The following is a 20024-nucleotide window of genomic DNA, read 5'->3' on the forward strand; positions in this document are numbered from 1 at the left end:
AATTATCTTACTTATTACTTAATTCAACTGTTCTTGATTATGCAATGAGTCGCATTCCCAACCTATATATTCACCATTAAATTGTGATGCAATATGTTCAAATTCCTCAACATATTTAAAAATATCTATACTATCTAATCTAAGCTCTTGTTCTAATTTCACAACATAAAAGGGCGCTTCATCATCAAGAAGTATAGGAGTATTACTGTATTGCATTGAAATAAAGTCAATCTGCTGTAAATTAAAATACTCCATAAATTGGAACATATTATTTTCATCTTCAAAATGAAATCCATGTTCAATCAAATAAGGCTCTGAGAGATTTCGTCCATTTTGAACAAGTAAATCGAGCACTTCTTCTGTTGCATTAATTTTCATTTCCAATGGGGAAGGTAATAAAAAATCAAAATAAATATCCCAATTAGGATCATCTTGAATATTAATATTTTCAATATGATCAAACTGTTGTAATACGTCTAAAACAACTTCTGCATTATCACAATAAAAGTAGAGCTGTGCATTACCTGCCGAAAAAACATGTCCTGCATATAACGTGTTTGGTAATGCACACAATTGACTCCACACTTTAAATACTTTTCCCATTAAGTCTTGATAAGTTTCCAATGCAGGCAATTGATTTTCATCAATCACATCATATGGAAACTGAAATTGTATAATTTTATGACTTACTTCTGAGGGAAATTTTTTTAAAACTTCAAGATTAATTGAAAAGATAGCTAGCTTATCATTTATAACTGAACGATAATTTTGCCAGCTTTGTTCTAGTGCCATCATCTTGCCTTATTTAAATACAGCCCAAACAGGTGCATGATCAGAAGGCTTATCCATTGCTCGGATATCCAATGCAATTCCAGTTTCCACACAGCGCTCGGCTAAAGTATGATTTGCGATAATATGATCAATACGTAACCCACGATTATCATCAAACCCTTTTGAACGATAATCAAACCATGAAAATTTATCACTAGCTTCAGGATTTAAATGGCGAAAAGTATCGACTAAACCATAGTTATATAAGCGGTTTATCCATTCTCTTTCTTCTGGTAAAAAAGAACATTTTCCAGTACGTAACCAACGTTTGCGACTTTCTTCGCCAATACCAATATCTAAATCAGTTGGGCTGATATTCATATCCCCCATGACAATAATCGGATTATCGACTGGGTGCTCTTTTTCTAAATAATGCTGTAAATCTGCATAAAATTTTTCTTTTGCTGGAAATTTTGTTTCATGATGTCGGCTTTCACCCTGTGGGAAATAACCATTAATAACGGTTAATAAACCAAACTCCGTTTCTAAGTCAGCCATAATAATACGTTTTTGTGCATCGTCTTTATCTGTCGAGAATCCTTTACGTACCGCTTTGGGTTTCTCTTTAGTTAGCAAAGCCACACCATAATGTCCTTTTTGCCCATGATGGAAAATGTGGTATCCCAAATGTTGAACTAATTCATAAGGAAAAGCTTCATCAGCAACTTTAATCTCTTGTAATCCCAATACATCTGGCTGATATTTTTCAATGACGGCTTCTAGCTGGTGTGGTCTTGCTCTCAACCCATTGATATTAAAAGAGATAATTTTCATTAGTATATTTCCTTATTAATGTCACTTATAAACTTGGCATTATACTGGTATATAAAAGATTGCTAAAGTAGAAAAAAGCCCTTCTGTTACTTATCTCACATTTTTATAGAAAATAAATCTGATGAATCATTTTTGATATTGGCTTCTTATTAATTTTTTAATCAAAATTAATGTCGATAATGGATTAATCTGAGGGAAATGAGGGTGGAAAGGCGTGGATAGAGTTAACGTCGTAAAATATAGAAGCATAATAAAAAATAAAGCCCCTTAAAAGATTTTCGGGGCAATAAGTGCGGTCGCTTTTAACGAAATTTTATTTATTAATCAGCGTTAAAAATTCCTTACGTGTTTCACGATCATCTAAGAAAACACCGCCAAACGCCGAAGTGACCGTGTAACTATTAGTATCTTTAATACCACGACATTTAACACAAAAATGCGTTGCTTTCACATAAACAGCCACATCTTCTGTTTCTAAAATCGTTTGAAATGCTAATAAGATTTGTTCAGTTAAACGCTCTTGTACTTGCGGACGTTGTGCAAAAAACGACACAATACGGTTAATTTTGGATAAGCCAATGACCCATTTTTTGGGATAATAAGCAACGGAAACTATCCCATCGATTGTCACAAAATGGTGTTCACAAGTACTCGTTAAAGTGACATCATTAACCAACACCATTTCACTGACTTTCATTCTATTTTCGATATTCGTAATTTTCGGGAAATTAGCGTAATCCATCCCACTAAAAATTTCATCAACAAACATTTTTGCCAAACGTACAGGGGTTTCTTCTAGACTGTCATCACGTAAATCTAGACCAATTAATTTCATTACTTCACGCATATGATTTTCAATCCCAACTCGACGTTCATCTTTAGGCTGAGTAGGCACAATCATAGGGGTTTCGATCCCCTTGCTTAATAAAGCATTACGGACTTTTTCTGCTTCTGGCGAAATCTTATTCATTTAACACTCCCGATAAATAATCCGCACATTCTAGCAAACTCTTACTTAATAATAAAATGAGAATAATCACTATATGGGATGAAAAGTTTTTAGTATAGAATACTCCATATCTCAAAATGCATGTAAAGGATTCAAATTATGTTATCTCTTGAACAAGCACTTGCTCAAATGTTGGAAGCAATACCGTCTCCAACGCTAGACAATGTTGAATTATGTTCATTAGCACAAGCAGCTAATCGCATTTGTGCTGAAGATGTTATCTCGCCTATTAATGTCCCTTCATTTGATAACTCAGCAATGGACGGTTATGCAGTCCGCTTAGCTGACTTAGCAAAATCACCAACTTTAACTGTTGCAGGGAAAGCATTTGCAGGTAATCCATTTAAACAAGAATGGCCAGCTCTAAGTGTTGTGCGTATTATGACAGGTGCTATGTTACCAGAAGGTGCCGATGCTGTTGTTATGCAGGAAGAGACTATATTGAATGAAGATGGTACTGTCACGTTCATTGCTGATCATATCAAACTTGGTCAAAACATCCGTAAAATTGGTGAAGATGTCAAACAAAATGAAATCATCTTAGCAAAAGGTGCTTTACTCAATGCCACTTCTCTGCCTTTACTCGCCTCTTTAGGTATTTCACAAGTCAAAACTTTTCCTCGTTTGAAAGTTGCTATTTTATCTACTGGAGATGAACTTGTTCCAGTGGGGCAACCTTTAACAGAAGGACAAATTTATGATACAAACCGTTTTGCTATTAAATTGATGCTTGAAAAGCTCAATTGTGACGTTGTAGATTTTGGTATTTTGCCTGACAATGAGCAAGAGTTTGAACAAGCCTTTATTAATGCGCAACAACAAGCAGATTTAGTAATTACAAGTGGAGGGGTCTCTGTAGGCGAAGCTGATTTTACTAAAACCGTGTTAGAAAAAGTAGGTCAAATTAATTTCTGGAAAATTGCAATGAAACCGGGTAAACCTTTTGCTTTTGGTAAATTAGAAAATGCTTGGTTCTGTGGTTTACCTGGTAATCCTGTTTCTGCACTTGTAACTTTTTACCAATTAGTTCAACCCGTTATTGCTAAACTGAGTGGCTATTCTGCATGGCAACCTACACAACGCTTTACTGCTGTTGCTACTGCTAAAATAAAAAAAATTCCAGGGCGTTTAGATTTTCAACGGGGATTTTATCACGTGAATGATAAAGGTGAAATTGAAGTCGAGCCCGTTGGGTTTCAAGGATCGCACTTATTCAGTTCTTTTGTAAAAAGTAACTGCTTTATTGTACTAGAGCGTGAGCGTGGCAATATAGAGGTAAATGAAACTGTGACGATTGAGCCTTTTAATCATTTAATTAAGTAGTAAATATGACAGTACTTTCCTATCAAGAAGAACTACGTTATAACCGCCAAATTATTTTAAAATCGATTGATTTTGATGGCCAAGAAATGTTGAAACAAAGCAAAATGTTGATCGTTGGCTTAGGCGGTTTAGGTTGCGCAGCAAGCCAATATCTTGCAACAGCAGGTATTGGTCATTTAACATTGTTAGATTTTGATACTGTCTCACTGTCTAATTTACAACGTCAGGTATTACATGATGATAGCCGTTTAAATATGCCTAAAGTAGAGTCAGCAAAGCTCTCTTTACAACGTTTAAATCCACATATTCAAATTGAAACGATGAATAAAAAACTCACATTTTCAGAACTAGCTGAAATGATACCGCACTTTGATGTTGTGCTAGATTGTACTGATAATGTCGACATCCGCAATCAAATAGATACTTGTTGTCAACAAGCTAAAATTCCTTTAGTTTCAGGTGCGGCAATTCGGATGGAAGGGCAAGTTAGTGTCTTTACTTATGAAGAAAATACGCCGACGTATCGTCAATTAAGCCAGTTATTTGGTAAAAATGTGTTAAGTTGTGTTGAAGCTGGTGTACTCGCACCCATTGTAGGCATTGTGGGCAGTATTCAAGCTCTCGAAGCAATAAAAGTGCGATTAAAAATTGGTAAGAATCTCTGTGGGCGTTTATTAATAATTGACGGGCTAAATATGTCTATTCGCGAAATAAAATTACCCATTTAAAATGGGTAATTTATTCTTTATCTATACTTCCCCAACGTTGAAACAAATCTTGTTCTAATTCAATACCAAATTGGTCACACAATCGATTCACACTCTGATCAATAATATCTTGAACAGTTTTAGGATGATGATAGAACGCAGGCATTAAAGGGATAATTTGTGCCCCAATTTCTGCAGCTTGAGTCATTAAACGTAAATGCCCTAAATGTAATGGTGTTTCTCTCACGCACAGCACTAGTGGCTTACGTTCTTTTAAACAAACATCTGCTGCCCGAGTAATGAGATCATCAGTATAACTATGTGCAATGCCTGATAAAGTTTTAATTGAGCAAGGTACAATTATCATGCCTAGAGTACGATAAGATCCGGAAGATATAGCTGCGGCAATATCTCGAATGTCATAATTCACATCTGCAAGTGCTTTAACTTGTTGGATACTATAATGGGTTTCTGCTGCAATAGTCTGTTTTGCCGCATTACTTATGATTAAATGTGTTTCTATATGTATAAGAGGCTTTAAGACCTCTAATAGGCGGATTGCATAAATTGCCCCTGAAGCACCTGAAATAGCAATAATGAGACGTTGTTTTTCATTTTTCATAGCTAAAAATAAGTTTCTATAAATTGAAGTTATTCTATCATGAATTCTGTTTTGAATATGGCGTTATTATAATTGATAAAAAGACTTATCTCATTTCTTTCCTAACTTTCATTCTAAAATAGAGCTAATTTGCTGCCATAAAGATAAATCTCTTCAAGCAATAAAACGATTTAAAATACAAAATAAAGATAAAAATGATTGTGAAGAATCAAATGATTAATTATCACACAACAAAAATATAATAAATCCAACAGGTTAGACCAGAAATATTTAATTTTAAAATAAAATTAATTTATTTTTTATCAATAAGGAAATTGATGTTTAAACATATAAGTAACCTCATATTTTCTTCTGCCTCTATGGCATTTTTAGTCATTTTAGGTTGGTCAACTGCTTACTCATATGGATGGGGGCAATCTTATTTTTATGGCTACCCATGGTGGTATGTTGATATTCATATAAGCAACATTGCTCGAACGACGGGTTATGTTATTTCAGTTACACTGATACTAGCAAATATTTCTTTTCTTGCAATTTATGCTGTTCGGAAATTAAAGCCTTTCCTTTCCTACAATAACTTAAATCGATTACGCGCTTCAAGTTTAAGTTTTATTATCTGGCTTCCTCTTTTAATTATTAATTTCTTATTAACGGGTTATTTCAATTATCTCGTTATTCTAATCTATATCATTTTATTTATCTGTTTTACTTTCATTATAAAGGGCTATATTGAAAAATATATTACTTTTTTCAAAAAAGATATCATCTTAAAATGTATTTACAACCATCAATATTGCTTACTGATCTTTACTTATCTATATTTTGTTATTGCAGCGTTTGTGATTGGTTATTTTAGGCCTTGTTTTACGCAAACTTTCGATATGGTGGAGTTCAACCATAAAATGTATTATGTACTATCAAAATATGATGATGCCATCATACTTTCAGAACAGATTAAGAAAGATGGAAAAGATTTTTACATCTATCGTATCAATACTAATGTACTCAACCATATAAAAACAGGTCAACCCGCACATTTAGTGAACTCTGAATGCAATCAGAAACATTAAAAATAAATTAGGCGCTAATACGCGCCTAAGGTTAAAAGTTAATCATTATTTTTCATTATGCATTTCAAGATTAGTCGCATCTTTTTCTCGTTTTTTCTTTGCCACATCACTACGCTGCTGTGCGATATTATCTAAATACTCTGGTGTAATATCACCCGTAACATAATGACCAGTAAACACTGAACAGTCGAACTCCTTAATCGCTGGATTTTCTTGTTGAACAGAGGCGGTCAATGCATCTAAATCTTGGAAAATTAATTTATCTACTCCAATTAATTTTGCAATTTCATCGACATCACGGCCATAAGCGATCAATTCATGCTTAGTTGGCATATCAATACCATACACATTTGGATAGCGAATTTCAGGTGCTGCTGAAGCAAAATAAATTTTCTTAGCACCAGATGCTTTTGCCATTTCAATAATTTGTTCAGAAGTTGTCCCTCTTACAATAGAATCATCGACTAATAGCACATTTTTATCTTTAAACTCAGAAGCAATTGTGTTTAGTTTACGGCGTACTGAACTCACACGTTGTGCTTGCCCTGGCATAATAAATGTACGTCCAACATAACGGTTTTTCACAAAGCCTTGACGATATGGTTTATTCAATACGCGAGCAATGCGCAAGGCAATATCATTAGAGGTTTCTGGTACAGGAATAACCACATCAATATCATCCACATCCTGCCATTCTCTAGCTATTTTCTCCCCTAATCGTTGTCCCATATGCACACGAGCAGCATAAACAGATACACCATCAATACAAGAATCAGGACGTGCAAAATAAACATACTCAAAAATACAAGGGGTTAATTTAGCATTTTCAGCACATTGTTCTGAATGAATATTCCCATCAAAAGTGACATAGACCGCTTCACCAGGTTGAATATCACGTACAAACTCAAAACCAACCGTATCTAATGCAATACTTTCAGAAGCAAACATATAGTCGGTTTTACCATTTTCTTCACGTTTTCCTAACACTAAAGGGCGAATTCCATTCGGATCACGGAATGCAACCATACCATGCCCAATAACCATGGCAACGCAAGCATAAGCGCCTCGAATATCTTTATGTGTTTGTCTAATAGCAGCAAAAATATCATCTGCATCTAGCTGGTATTTTTCAAATTTATCTAGGTGATTCGCTAGGATATTGAGTAATAATTCTGAATCGGAATTCGTATTGATATGACGACGAGCTAAACGAAAAAGCTTCTCTTTTAACTCAGAAGAATTAGTTAGATTACCATTATGAACAAGCGTTAAGCCATAAGGTGAATTGACATAAAAAGGCTGTGCTTCTGAAACACTAGAACTGCCTGCTGTAGGATAACGAACATGCCCAATACCTGCATTGCCCTGTAAACGCAACATATGTACTTGTTCAAATACATCACTAACCAAGCCATTTGCTTTACGTAAACGAAAACGATTTTCGTCATCTACTGTTACAATGCCTGCTGCGTCTTGTCCTCGATGTTGTAATAATGTTAACGCATCATAAATAAGTTGGTTAACGGGATTTTGGCTAACAATACCAACAATACCACACATTCGTGCTTATCCTCTATTTGTTTAAAGTTGAGTTTATGAAACTAGAACCTGCTTGTAATTGTTGAAAAAACCATTCAACAATAAAACCAAAGTGCGGTATTAGTTTTGACTCTTTCCACCAATCACTTTGGCTGAAATTCGTAAAAGTATCCATAAAGAACAGCAATGCTGCCACAATTAATACACCTCTCAGTAGTCCAAAACATGCACCAAGAACTCGATCTGTACTTGTTAGCCCCGTTTTATCTACTAACTCACCTAAAACATAATTGACAATACCGCCAACAATTAAAGTTGCGATAAATAAAATGGCAATTGCTGTCCCATTTCGTATATAAAGTGATTCGATTTGAGTCAAATAATTAGCAAGATAAGGATAAAAATGGCTCGCTACAAAAAATGCAACAACCCAACTAACAAGGGACATGACCTCTCGGATAAATCCACGTAACAGACTGATAATAATCGAAAATGCAATAATGGCGATGATAATATAATCAATCATAGGCATATCTCTAAAAAACTCTCGAATTTTCGCCAGCGTTATTTTACAAAAAAAGAAAACGTTTGCGTAGTGAAAATTTCAAGAAAGTTGAACAAAAATAAAAAAGAAAAAAGCTTAATAAAAAGAGGCAAGGTAACACGATAAACTTGAGCTCATTTATAATTCTTGCCAAAAAGCTTTATCCAGTTTTCGTTGCGCCTTGTTGAGTACATCCGCTAAATTCTGGTAGTTGGGTTGCTCTTTTACGATAGGCAAAGCTTCGTTAACTTGCTTTAATCGCTCACAAATTTCATAAAACCAGACCGCACTTTGTGGGGATAAGGGCGTAATAGAACGTTTACCTAACCAATATAAACCTTGTAATGGAATCAACAATGCAAAAATTGCTGTCAATGCAGCTATTGCTAATGCACTTATATCGGACTTTGCGTAAACTTGTTGCCAAGTGATTGAAAACACTGCTAAGAACGGCATAAACTTCTGAGCAAAAAGCGTCGCTTTAATCACTCGATTTTCAGGAAAAATCATTCCTAGCTTACTTTCCAATGGCCAACTTTTTAAATAGTGTTGGCCTTTTTTAAAAAAAAGAAAAAAACTCATTGTGCTATGACATACTGTCTCTGTAATAAGATTGCACTATAAAGATAACATAATTTAGTCAAATATTCAGCTCAATTTAACATCAACTTTTCTTTATTTTTAACCAACTACAAAAAATGTTTAATATTTGATAATTTTTTTGATAAATGTCTCATTTTTATCTCTTAGTGAATTTATTTTATTGTATGAAAGGTGTATCCTATAAGCATCAGATTTTCATCTGCCTATTCGCTCAATTATTGAGCGAATAAATTTTTTTAACTTAAAATCAAATAATAGGTCTCTTATGTCTCAAAAATTAGTCCTAATCTTAAACTGTGGTAGTTCTTCATTAAAATTCTCAATTTTAGATCCACAAAATGGTGATGAAAAATTATCAGGATTAGCTGAAGCATTTCATTTAGATGATGCACGTATCAAATGGAAATTACATGGCGAAAAAGGTAACGCTGATTTAGGTGCAGGTGCGGCGCACAGTGAAGCACTCAGCTTTATTGTAAATAATATTTTTCCTTTAGATCCATCATTAAAAGAGGATATCGTTGCTATTGGTCACCGTATTGTTCACGGTGGTGAAAAATTCACATCTTCTGTCGTCATCACTGATGAAGTTGTTCAAGGCATTAAAGACGCTGTTCAATTTGCTCCATTACATAATCCTGCTCATCTCATTGGTATTGAAGAAGCATTTAAAATGTTCCCACATTTAAAAGATAGAAATGTGGCTGTGTTTGATACTGCATTCCACCAAACAATGCCTGAGGAAGCTTATTTATATGCATTGCCATATTCCTTATATAAAGAAAATGGTATTCGTCGTTATGGTGCGCACGGTACAAGCCATTTCTTTGTTAGCCAAGAAGCAGCAAAACGTTTAAATGTCCCGGCTGACCAAGTGAACGTAATTACTTGTCACTTAGGTAATGGTGCCTCAGTTGCTGCAATCCGTCATGGTAAATGTATTGATACCTCAATGGGTTTAACACCATTAGAAGGTTTAGTCATGGGAACTCGTTCTGGTGATCTCGATCCTGCAATTATCTTCTATCTTCATGATAATCTTGGTCTATCTATTAATGAAATTAATACATTGCTAACTAAAAAATCAGGTCTATTAGGATTAACTGAAGTCACTAGTGATTGTCGTTATTCTGAAGATAATTATGCTCAAGAAGCTGCGGCAAAACGAGCATTAGACGTGTTCTGTTACCGTTTAGCTAAATACATCGGCTCTTATATGGCAGTTATTGGTGAGCGTTTAGATGCGATTGTATTTACTGGTGGTATTGGTGAAAACTCTTCTTTAGTTCGTGAGTTAACTTTAAATCACTTGAAACTATTTGGATACCAAGTTGATGCTGACAAAAATAAAGCAGCACGCTTTGGTAACGAAGGTGTTATTACTGCAGATGATACACCTGTTGCAATTGTTATCCCAACTAATGAAGAGCTTGTTATTGCTCAAGATACAGCTCGTCTTTGTATCTAAAATAGATCAATGAACTGCCGATTTATCGGCAGTTTCTTTTTGTAAACAACTAACAAATGTAAGGTTTATTATGTCACGTACAATTATCCTTATCCCAATTAGCGCTGGCGTTGGTTTAACAAGTGTGAGCTTAGGCTTAACTCATGCTTTAGAGCAAAAAGGGGCAAAAGTTGGTTTTATGAAACCAATCTCGCAACCAAACTCAGGTGAAGATACGATTGATCGTACTACATCAATTATTCGCACGAGTACTACCATTGAAACTGCCGAACCATTTATGTTAAGTGTTGCGGAGTCATTAATTGGTCAAAACCAATCAGATGTAGTGTTAGAAAAAATCGTTGAAAATCATCAACAACTTGCCAAAAACAATGAAATCATTGTAGTCGAAGGCTTAATTCCAACACGCAAACATTCTTATGCAAACAGTATTAACTATGAAATCGCTCAAGCTCTTGATGCAGAAATTATTTTAGTCGCAGCACCTGCTACGGAAACACCTGCTGAGTTAAAAGAACGAATTAAGGCAGCAGCCTCTTTATTTGGTGGTAAAAACAATCCAAATTTATTAGGTGTAGTCATTAATAAATTTAATGCACCAATTGATGAATCAGGTCGCACTCGCCCTGATTTGGCCGAGATTTTTGATTCATTCCAGCATACACAAAATCAAGTTTCTGAAATTTATCACCTTTTTGAAAAAAGCCCGATCAAGATTTTAGCTTGTATTCCTTGGAGCGCTGATCTTATTGCAACACGAGCAATTGATTTAGCGAAACATTTAGGGGCAGCTATCATTCATGAAGGTGCAATTAACGAGCGCCGCATTCGTGGTATTACTTTCTGTGCACGTAATTTAACTAATATGGTAGAACACTTCCGTGTGGGCAGTTTATTAGTTACATCAGCGGATCGCCCAGATGTCATTGTTGCTGCAGCATTAGCCGCAAGCAATGGTGTAGAAATTGCAGGTGTATTATTAACTGGTGGCTACAAAATTGATAGTCAAATTAAAAAATTATGCCAACATGCTATTGAAAGCACTGGATTACCTATTTTCCGTGTGGAAGGTAACACATGGCAAACGGCACTTGCATTACAAAGCTTTAACTTAGAAGTACCAGTGGATGATAAAGAGCGTATCGAAAAAATTAAAAGTTATATCAGTGAGCTGATTGATAGTGAGTTTGTCGATTCGCTTGCCGCTGCCTCATCTCGTTTACGTCGCTTATCACCACCAGCATTCCGTTTCCAATTGACTGAATTAGCACGCCAAGCACAAAAACGTATTGTTCTACCAGAAGGTGACGAACCTCGTACAGTTAAAGCCGCTTCACTTTGTGCAGAGCGCGGCATTGCAGAATGTGTATTATTAGCAAGCCCAGAATCTGTCATGCGTGTTGCTGAAGCACAGGGAGTTCAATTAGGTAAAGGTATCACGATCATCGATCCAGCAACAGTACGTGAAAACTATGTTGCTCGCTTAGTCGAACTACGCAAAAATAAAGGTATGACCGAAGATTCTGCACGTGAACAATTAGAAGATAATGTGGTACTTGGTACTATGATGCTAGAGGCTAATGAAGTTGATGGGCTCGTGTCTGGTGCAGTTCATACCACAGCGAATACTATTCGCCCACCAATGCAAATTATCAAAACAGCACCAGGTAACTCTATTGTTTCCTCTATCTTCTTTATGCTATTACCAGATCAAGTTTTAGTTTATGGTGACTGTGCGGTAAATCCAGATCCAACAGCGGAACAACTAGCTGAAATTGCGATTCAATCTGCTGATTCAGCAAAAGCCTTTGGTATCGATCCAAAAGTAGCGATGATCTCCTACTCAACTGGTACTTCTGGCAGCGGTGCAGATGTTGAAAAAGTGAAAGAAGCAACACGTCTTGCACAAGAAAAACGCCCAGACTTAATCATTGATGGTCCATTACAATATGACGCAGCTGTAATGGAAGATGTTGCGCGTTCTAAAGCACCTAACTCACCAGTTGCAGGTAAGGCAACAGTCTTCATCTTCCCTGACTTAAATACAGGTAATACTACTTATAAAGCAGTGCAACGTTCGGCTGATTTAGTTTCTATCGGACCAATGTTGCAAGGTATGCGTAAGCCTGTGAATGATTTATCACGTGGCGCATTAGTTGATGATATTGTGTACACTATTGCACTCACTGCAATCCAAGCAACACAATAACAGCCAAACTTTTCTAAAAAACAAACCGCACTTGTATAAAAAGTGCGGTTTATTTTTACAAGTATTTAAATCTTTTCATTACTTTTTAGTGTCGCTAATAATGCTAAACCAAATTCCCGACGCCAGCCAATTAATAAGTCTGGTAACTTTTCAACCGACTCCTCTTCTAACCAATACCACTTAATTAAACTTTCTAAACTACGTTTACTTGCAATAACTTCTATAGGTAAATCTCGAGGAGATAAGGCTTTTAGTTTTTCTTGCAGTGCTTTTAGCGTTTTTTTATAACGCGGATCATCTGCAATACGTACTATTGGTGCTGGATATTCAATAGGCTGGATTCGCTTTACTTGTGTCAGCAGATGCAATATTTTTTTACCATGAATGCGCACTTCCTGTGTAGTTAATCCTAATTCCAATAATTCTGATGTATGCTTTGGATTATATTTTGCAACTTGCAATAAGTGTTCAGATCTGACAACAAAATTTAATGCTAAATCTCTTTTCATTGCTTCTTCTTGTCGCCATTTTGCCAAAAGTTTAAGGCGCATCAATTGTAATGAATCCAAACGCCATCCATTTGCAATCGAGAGATAAGCTAACTCAGGATCTTTACTTTGTTCTCTTTTAATTAATAGTGAATTACAGTCATCTTCGACAGCTTTTTGCCAAACTGTTTTCGCTAATTCTTGCTGCATACGTTGATATAGTGGTAATAAATACCATACATCTGCAGCTGCATAAATCAATTGTTTTTCAGAAAGAGGGCGAGCAAGCCAATCTGTACGCGATGCACCTTTATCAATTTCTAATTGGAAATAATGCTGAATTAAGGTTGCTAAGCCAGTCGAGTTAGGAAAGTTGAGAAAATTTGCCATAATCTGCGTATCTCGCATCGGTATTGGCAGCTGTTGAAAATAGTGTAAAAAAACTTCTAAATCTTCACTGCTCGCGTGTAATACTTTCAATACTGACTGATTCGCTAAAAGTGCAACAAAAGGTGAAAAATTTTGGATAACAATAGGATCAATCAGATACACTTGCTCACCATCATACAGTTGAATTAAACCTAATTTAGGATAGAGCGTTCGGATACGAATAAACTCAGTATCTAAAGCAATAACGGATTTTTGCTGTACTATATGGCAAATCTCAGCTAAAGCGAGATCTGTATTGATCACTTTAAAGTGCGGTTTATTTTGAATTTCTTTTAATTGACAGTTCATATTAATACGACAAATTAGGGGCTTTTTATGCCCCTAACAAATTAAATGAATGGACTTATTCAGCTGGACGTTTTGCCAGCTCCTCATCACGTAATACTCGACGTAATATTTTACCAACATTACTTTTTGGTAATTCATCACGGAATTCAATATCTTTTGGAATCTTATAGCCTGTTAGATGCTGACGACAGTGCTTACGTAACTCATCACGCGTTAAGCTTTCATCTTTCTTCACAACAAAGATTTTAATCGTTTCGCCTGACACTTCATTTGGTACACCAATGGCAACAACTTCTGAGACTTTGTAATTTAACATGACAACATCTTCGATTTCATTTGGGTATACATTAAAACCAGACACCAGAATCATGTCTTTTTTACGATCAACAATACGTAAATAATAGTCATTATCCATGACAACAATATCACCCGTAGCTAACCAGCCATCTTGTAATACTTCAGCGGTGGCCTCTGGACGTTGCCAATAGCCTTGCATAACTTGCTCACCTTTCACCCATAATTCACCAGCTTCACCAAGTTCTGCTTCTTGCCCATTCTCTTTAATAATACGCACATCGGTATTTGGTACAGGCACACCAATGCTACCATTATGTTTTGTCATATTTATTGGACAAGCGGCAATTAGTGGTGAACATTCTGTCATACCATAACCTTCAATAATATTACAGCCTGTTGTTTCATGCCAACGGGTTGCGACTGACTGTTGAATAGACATACCACCACCAACAGAAAGTTTCAATGATGAAAAATTCACTTCTTTGAAATTTTCATTATTGAGTAACGCATTAAATAAGGTATTTACGCCTGTTAACGCCACAAAACGATGTTTTTTCAATTCTTTAACAAAGCCATCAATATCACGCGGATTAGTAATTAATACCCCTGTAATACCTAGTTCAATAAATAATAAACAATTTACAGTCAATGCAAAAACATGATAAAGCGGTAATGCAATAATGGCTTTACGCTCTTTAGTACGATCACCGACAAAAGGCTCCGCAATCCAATTAGACTGAAATATGTTCACAATAATATTACCATGTGAAAGCATTGCCCCTTTTGCCACACCTGTTGTCCCACCTGTATATTGCAAGAAGGCTAAATCTTTACGCTCAATTTGTGGACGTACATATTGACGATATTTCCCAACACTAAGTACTTCACGAAATGTAACCGCGTTAGGTAATTTATATTTTGGTACTAACTTCTTAATATATTTGACAACAAAATTAACTAAAGTCCGTTTGCCAAAAGAAAGTTGATCGCCCATACGGGTTAAAATGACATGTTTCACATCCGTGTTAAAAACAACTTTTTCTAATGTTGACGCAAAATTTGATACGACAACAATTGCAGTCGCACCACAGTCTTTTAACTGGTGCTCTAATTCACGTGGCGTATAAAGTGGATTAACATTCACAACAACCATACCAGCACGTAATACACCAAATAACGCGATAGGATATTGTAATAAGTTAGGCATCATCAATGCCACACGATCACCGCGTTTAAGCTTTAATTCATTTTGTAAATAAGCAGCGAAAGCTCGACTACGTTCTTCTAATTTACGAAAAGTTAATACTTGCCCCATATTGATATAAGCTGCACGGTCAGGATGTTGACGGACTGCATTATCAAACATATCAAGGAGAGAATCATATTTTGACGTATCCAACTCTCTTGGTGAACCTTCTGGATAATTTTTAAACCAAGGTTTTTCCATTTTATATCCTTATTTTTTAACAAAAATTGCTCGAAATTATAACTTAATCATGCCTGTTATGCGAAATAAGAAGTTTTAAGACTGGTCTTACCAATTATTTTCTGAAATATTCTTATTTCGTTATATTGTTTTAATGTAAAACATAGCGTAATCGTGGCTCTGGTCGCCAAAATGAATATCCCCAACCACGTCGTCGACTCTCTCGCCAATCTGCCATTTCATCGGGATCATAGTAATATTCTGAAACCAATTTCCATAGTTTGTAATGATTTACCATCACAACGGGATAGGTATAGTCTACTTGATCAATTTTACCCACTTCTAGTTTCTTTAACGTCCCTTTTACAGTGATAAATTGTTCTTTTAAACTTTCTGGATCAATAAAACCGTCCAGATAAGCAATAAAACGCCCATTAGTATCTGCGGAGAGATGTGGTTTAGCTGAAAGAGAAATAATTGGGAGACTTAAAATCTCTAATCTCATTTGTCCTTTTAGTGCTGTTGCTGACAAAATTTTTCCACCTAAACGAGCCTGCTGGCACTGACAGTCATAATCTTCTACAGTAATTGCCTCTAATCGCTGTATCGTAAACTGATCACGCTCTAATCCTTTTGGAGCCATAATACAGCCTGTTAATAGTACAGACATAAAAAGTGCGGTCAGTTTTTTCATGATTTACCTCCATTACACTTACGTTATTTAAGATTTATTCACGTCCAGGTAATTTTTTCCAAGTCACCTCATTGCGTAAATAAGTCGGTTCAATCTCTAATGCACTAATAGTTTGTTTTTGCAGCCACTTTAACTGTGCAAGCGATAACATATATTGTGCAGAAGGAAGCACAATATCCGTTTCTCGTCCAACTGCGATAGCTGTGAGTTGAGGATACGCTGACCATCCTGTTCCTACAGTTTTCCATCCATCTGTTAATTGCCCTAATTGTGCAACAACGCTCTCGGGACTTAACACTTGTTCAGGACACAGCAATTGCCAATCTAAAAACTCCCCCACATCTAACTGCACTTTTTGTGCACTCAGCTGTGAAAAATATACTTCATTCATACGTGCATCAATAGCACTTAATACCTTCTCTACACCTTGTTTTTCATAGGCTGCTTGTGCCATTGCGGTTAGATTAGAAATCGGAATCACAGGTAAATTCGCGCCTAACGCCAAACCTTGTGCAATACCTGCCCCAACACGTACACCAGTAAAACTACCAGGTCCTCGTCCAAAAACTAAGGCATCGACTTGTTTTAAACCAATACCTGATTGTGCTAATAATGTATCAACCATAGGCAGAATACGTTGGGTATGAGTTCTCTGGGCAAATTCATCTAAGCTTGTCTTTTCCCCTTTGTAAAGTAGAGCAACTGAACAAGCTTCAGTCGAAGTATCTAGTGCTAATAACGTTAAATTATCCATGCTTATTATCCATCTTAAATTTTCGTCAGGAATTGTACCACTTTGTTTAAATCACGGGTACGTTTTGAGTTAGGTAAGCTTTTTAAGAAAGTCGCACCATAGGCACGTGTGACTAAGCGGCTATCACAAATAATTACGGCCCCCCGATCGCTAACATCACGGATCAAGCGCCCAACACCTTGTTTTAAACTAATCACGGCTTCAGGAATTTGGATATCATTAAAAGGATCTCCACCTTGTAAACGGCAGTCCTCAATCCGTGCTTTTAATAGAGGCTCATCTGGCGCAGTAAAAGGTAATTTGTCAATAATCACTAAAGAAAGCGCATCACCGCGTACATCAATCCCCTCCCAAAAGCTTGAAGTTGCTACTAATACGGCGTGTTCCTCAGAAATAAATTGATCTAACAGCGTTGTTTTAGCCGTTTCGCCTTGTAATAAAACTAATAAGTTACTCTGCTCACGAAAATACTCGGCTAAACCGCGCATCATGACATAAGAAGTGCAAAGTACAAAACAACGTCCTTTATTTGCCTCGATCACAGGTAATAACATTTCTCCTAGCTGTTTTAAGGTATGTGTTTGATTACTCGTTGGCAAATAGCGAGGCACACAAAGCAAAGATTGCTCAGGATAATTAAAGGGACTCGGTAAAATTTTCTGTTCAGCATGGCTGATACCCAAACGTTGGCAGAAATGCTCAAAACTGCCTCCCACTTCTAAGGTTGCAGACGTAAAAATCCATGCACTTTCTCGTTTTTGCATTTCCTCATTAAATTTTTCGGCAACAGTTAAAGGCGTAATATGTAAAGCAAATTGACGGCCCATTGTTTCATACCAATAACAATGCCCCGTAATAGACGTATTGGCTAAACGTTTTAGCTGAATTTTCATCGCTTCTAAGCGTTCAAAAATACTGTCTAAGGTTTGTGAACGTCCTAAAGCTAATTTTACAACTTGTGAAACGAAGTCAATTTTCTCTTGTAAATGCTCAAAACTGTTTTTAACAGCAGTTTGTGTTAATAACTCACGCCAATTACCACGTAAATTCCCCTCACCTAGAACTAAACGAAAATCTTGTACTGTTTTTAATAAATGATCCGAAGCTGTACCGAGCTGCGCCATATCCTTAATTTCAGTACGATAAACAATATTGATGTCTTTGCATAAATCAAATAATTGACGAGAACTCATCGACTGCCCAAAATATTGACTCGCAATATCAGGTAATTGATGGGCTTCATCAAAAATAATGACATCCGCTTGAGGAATTAACTCACCAAACCCTGTCTCTTTTACTGCAATATCGGCAAAAAAGAGATGATGATTCACCACGACTAAATCAGCATTTAATGCTCGCTTACGTGCCGCCGCTACATAACAATCACCATAATTAGGACAATCCGTACCTAAGCAACTCTCTGCTGTACTGGTCAATTGAGGCAAAATAGGACTGTCTTCAGCAAGCGAAACACATTCTGTTAAATCGCCTGTTTTAGTCGCATTATTCCATTGTCTCACTTTCGCAAGATCGGCTAACACAGTGCGATCACCCAATACACCTTGTGCGATCAATTGATCTAAGCGCTCCAAACACAAATAATTAGCTCGCCCTTTCAATAGGGCAATTTTTCCTGTGTAACTAAGCGCTTTTTTAATTGCAGGTAAATCACGTTTAAATAACTGGTCTTGTAGATTTTTTGAACCCGTTGAAATAATCGTTTTTTTGTTTGCTAATAATGCAGGCGCTAGATAAGCAAAGGTTTTGCCCGTCCCTGTTCCTGCTTCCACAACTAATGCTTTCTTATTTTTAATTGCATTAGCGACCGCATTTGCCATATCCAATTGTTCTACACGAGGGCGGAAGCCTTGAATATGCTGACTTAATGCACCTTGTTCAGAAAAGACCTTGATTATTTGTTCAATATTCGCCATTATTTTTCAGATAAATTTCAACATTCTGACATAGTTTAGCAGATTTTCCCTGACCACCAAACAACATACTGAATAAAAAAACAGTATTAAGAGGTTTTATGAAAAATCCAATTCAACCCCAATTTATTAAACACATTACACCTGAACTGAGCTTATACCAATATCATCAAATTCCTGTTATTGTTTTACAGCATTCTGTCGGAACAGCACAAATTGCCTTACAAGGTGCTCACCTCTTTAGCTGGAAACCTGCGGGTATTGAGCAAGACGTTATTTGGCTCAGTGAAATTGAGCCTTTTCAACAAGGTCATGCTATTCGTGGCGGTATTCCTATTTGCTATCCTTGGTTTGGTCCAGTGAAGTCCCCCTCTCATGGCACCGCTCGTATCCGTTTATGGCAACTTACGGGCTATGAAATTGAAGCACAACAAGTACAATTAGAATTTGGTTTATTTAGTGAAGATCATCTTATTGAAGCCAAAATTAACATGATTTTTAGCCAACAATGTGAGCTTATTTTTACACATTATGGGCAGGAAATAGCACAAGTCGCATTACATAGCTATTTCAACATTGGTGATATTCAACAAATTGAAGTACAAGGTTTACCAACGACTGCTGTTAGTAATATCACTAAAGCTCAAGAAAGCGTCCCATCGCCACGTAAAATTAGTGAAAATGTCGACAGTACTTATCATATTGACAATGCACGAACGGCAATTGTGGATAATGCATTACAACGTATAATCACCATTGAGCATCATAACGCATCTGATGTGGTGTTATGGAATCCATGGCATAAAGCTACAAGTGGTATGAGTGAGTCTGGCTATAAAACCATGGTTTGTGTAGAAACTGGACGTATCAGTCGAGAATTAAAACAAGGGGATCAAGTATCAGCAATCTTAAAAGTGCGGTCTGTTTGATAAAAATTTTAGAGGCTGACCTTTCAGCCTCTTTCTAACTTTAGATTATAGCGAGTCGTTTATTCACT

At 36.3% G+C, this 20024-nt stretch carries 18 protein-coding genes; 6 read left to right on the forward strand and 12 right to left on the reverse strand.

The window, feature by feature from the left end; translation table 11 throughout:
* Positions 1-18: 18 nt before the first annotated feature.
* The 3 genes from K7G93_RS03980 to folE form a co-directional block, all read right to left on the reverse strand.
* Positions 19-792 (reverse strand): TIGR01619 family protein, encoded by a 774-nt coding sequence (locus tag K7G93_RS03980; protein WP_049214238.1) that lies wholly within the window; start codon positions 790-792, stop codon positions 19-21.
* Positions 793-801: 9 nt separating this feature from the next.
* On the reverse strand, positions 802-1605 hold the full coding sequence (gene xthA, locus K7G93_RS03985; RefSeq protein ID WP_049214236.1) for an exodeoxyribonuclease III: 804 nt from the start codon (positions 1603-1605) through the stop codon (positions 802-804).
* Between the two features lie 313 nt (positions 1606-1918).
* The gene (folE, locus tag K7G93_RS03990) at positions 1919-2575 is read right to left on the reverse strand and encodes a GTP cyclohydrolase I FolE (protein ID WP_160530864.1); all 657 of its coding nucleotides are present in this window, start codon (positions 2573-2575) and stop codon (positions 1919-1921) included.
* A 138-nt stretch (positions 2576-2713) separates the two neighbouring features.
* On the opposite strand from folE, the gene moeA reads away from it, so the two are divergent.
* Together moeA and moeB are read left to right on the forward strand one after the other, a co-directional pair.
* Positions 2714-3937, forward strand: coding sequence for a molybdopterin molybdotransferase MoeA (moeA, locus tag K7G93_RS03995; protein WP_226690561.1), 1224 nt, complete (start codon positions 2714-2716; stop codon positions 3935-3937).
* Positions 3938-3942: 5 nt separating this feature from the next.
* The gene (gene moeB / locus K7G93_RS04000; protein ID WP_049214232.1) at positions 3943-4665 is read left to right on the forward strand and encodes a molybdopterin-synthase adenylyltransferase MoeB; all 723 of its coding nucleotides are present in this window, start codon (positions 3943-3945) and stop codon (positions 4663-4665) included.
* A gap of 10 nt (positions 4666-4675) precedes the next feature.
* Here the strand turns inward: moeB and K7G93_RS04005 are convergent, their stop codons facing one another.
* On the reverse strand, positions 4676-5266 hold the full coding sequence (locus K7G93_RS04005; RefSeq protein ID WP_115322634.1) for a UbiX family flavin prenyltransferase: 591 nt from the start codon (positions 5264-5266) through the stop codon (positions 4676-4678).
* A 317-nt stretch (positions 5267-5583) separates the two neighbouring features.
* Here K7G93_RS04005 and K7G93_RS04010 point away from each other — a divergent pair, with 317 nt between their 5' ends.
* Positions 5584-6336: an STM1630 family protein gene (locus tag K7G93_RS04010; protein ID WP_049214228.1), complete on the forward strand. Its 753-nt coding sequence runs from the start codon at positions 5584-5586 to the stop codon at positions 6334-6336.
* Positions 6337-6381: 45 nt separating this feature from the next.
* Here K7G93_RS04010 and purF read toward each other — a convergent pair whose 3' ends face one another.
* The 3 genes from purF to yfbV all read right to left on the reverse strand — a co-directional run bounded on the left by purF (position 6382) and on the right by yfbV (position 9001).
* Positions 6382-7896 (reverse strand): amidophosphoribosyltransferase, encoded by a 1515-nt coding sequence (gene purF / locus K7G93_RS04015; RefSeq protein ID WP_049214226.1) that lies wholly within the window; start codon positions 7894-7896, stop codon positions 6382-6384.
* Between the two features lie 13 nt (positions 7897-7909).
* Positions 7910-8401, reverse strand: coding sequence for a CvpA family protein (locus K7G93_RS04020; RefSeq protein ID WP_049214224.1), 492 nt, complete (start codon positions 8399-8401; stop codon positions 7910-7912).
* A gap of 156 nt (positions 8402-8557) precedes the next feature.
* A complete protein-coding gene (gene yfbV, locus K7G93_RS04025; RefSeq protein WP_049214223.1) occupies positions 8558-9001 on the reverse strand; it encodes a terminus macrodomain insulation protein YfbV in 444 nt (147 codons plus the stop codon).
* Positions 9002-9287: 286 nt separating this feature from the next.
* Here yfbV and K7G93_RS04030 point away from each other — a divergent pair, with 286 nt between their 5' ends.
* Complete coding sequence (locus tag K7G93_RS04030) at positions 9288-10490, forward strand: acetate kinase (protein ID WP_049214221.1); 1203 nt, start codon at positions 9288-9290, stop codon at positions 10488-10490.
* Positions 10491-10560: 70 nt separating this feature from the next.
* The gene (pta, locus tag K7G93_RS04035) at positions 10561-12699 is read left to right on the forward strand and encodes a phosphate acetyltransferase (RefSeq protein WP_049214219.1); all 2139 of its coding nucleotides are present in this window, start codon (positions 10561-10563) and stop codon (positions 12697-12699) included.
* A 65-nt stretch (positions 12700-12764) separates the two neighbouring features.
* Here the strand turns inward: pta and rnd are convergent, their stop codons facing one another.
* The 5 genes from rnd to yoaA all read right to left on the reverse strand — a co-directional run bounded on the left by rnd (position 12765) and on the right by yoaA (position 19030).
* Positions 12765-13925 (reverse strand): ribonuclease D, encoded by a 1161-nt coding sequence (rnd, locus tag K7G93_RS04040; protein WP_226690560.1) that lies wholly within the window; start codon positions 13923-13925, stop codon positions 12765-12767.
* A 55-nt stretch (positions 13926-13980) separates the two neighbouring features.
* Complete coding sequence (gene fadD / locus K7G93_RS04045) at positions 13981-15669, reverse strand: long-chain-fatty-acid--CoA ligase FadD (protein ID WP_049214216.1); 1689 nt, start codon at positions 15667-15669, stop codon at positions 13981-13983.
* A 130-nt stretch (positions 15670-15799) separates the two neighbouring features.
* A complete protein-coding gene (locus K7G93_RS04050; RefSeq protein ID WP_115322630.1) occupies positions 15800-16342 on the reverse strand; it encodes a Slp family lipoprotein in 543 nt (180 codons plus the stop codon).
* A gap of 34 nt (positions 16343-16376) precedes the next feature.
* Positions 16377-17096 (reverse strand): tRNA (adenosine(37)-N6)-threonylcarbamoyltransferase complex dimerization subunit type 1 TsaB, encoded by a 720-nt coding sequence (tsaB, locus tag K7G93_RS04055; protein WP_226690559.1) that lies wholly within the window; start codon positions 17094-17096, stop codon positions 16377-16379.
* Between the two features lie 14 nt (positions 17097-17110).
* On the reverse strand, positions 17111-19030 hold the full coding sequence (gene yoaA, locus K7G93_RS04060) for a DNA repair helicase YoaA (RefSeq protein ID WP_228400500.1): 1920 nt from the start codon (positions 19028-19030) through the stop codon (positions 17111-17113).
* A 98-nt stretch (positions 19031-19128) separates the two neighbouring features.
* Here yoaA and K7G93_RS04065 point away from each other — a divergent pair, with 98 nt between their 5' ends.
* Complete coding sequence (locus K7G93_RS04065; RefSeq protein WP_228400501.1) at positions 19129-19956, forward strand: D-hexose-6-phosphate mutarotase; 828 nt, start codon at positions 19129-19131, stop codon at positions 19954-19956.
* Positions 19957-20024 lie beyond the last annotated feature (68 nt).

It is taken from the genome of Pasteurella canis (genome assembly GCF_020810675.1).
GTDB classification, from domain to species: Bacteria; Pseudomonadota; Gammaproteobacteria; order Enterobacterales; family Pasteurellaceae; genus Pasteurella; species Pasteurella canis.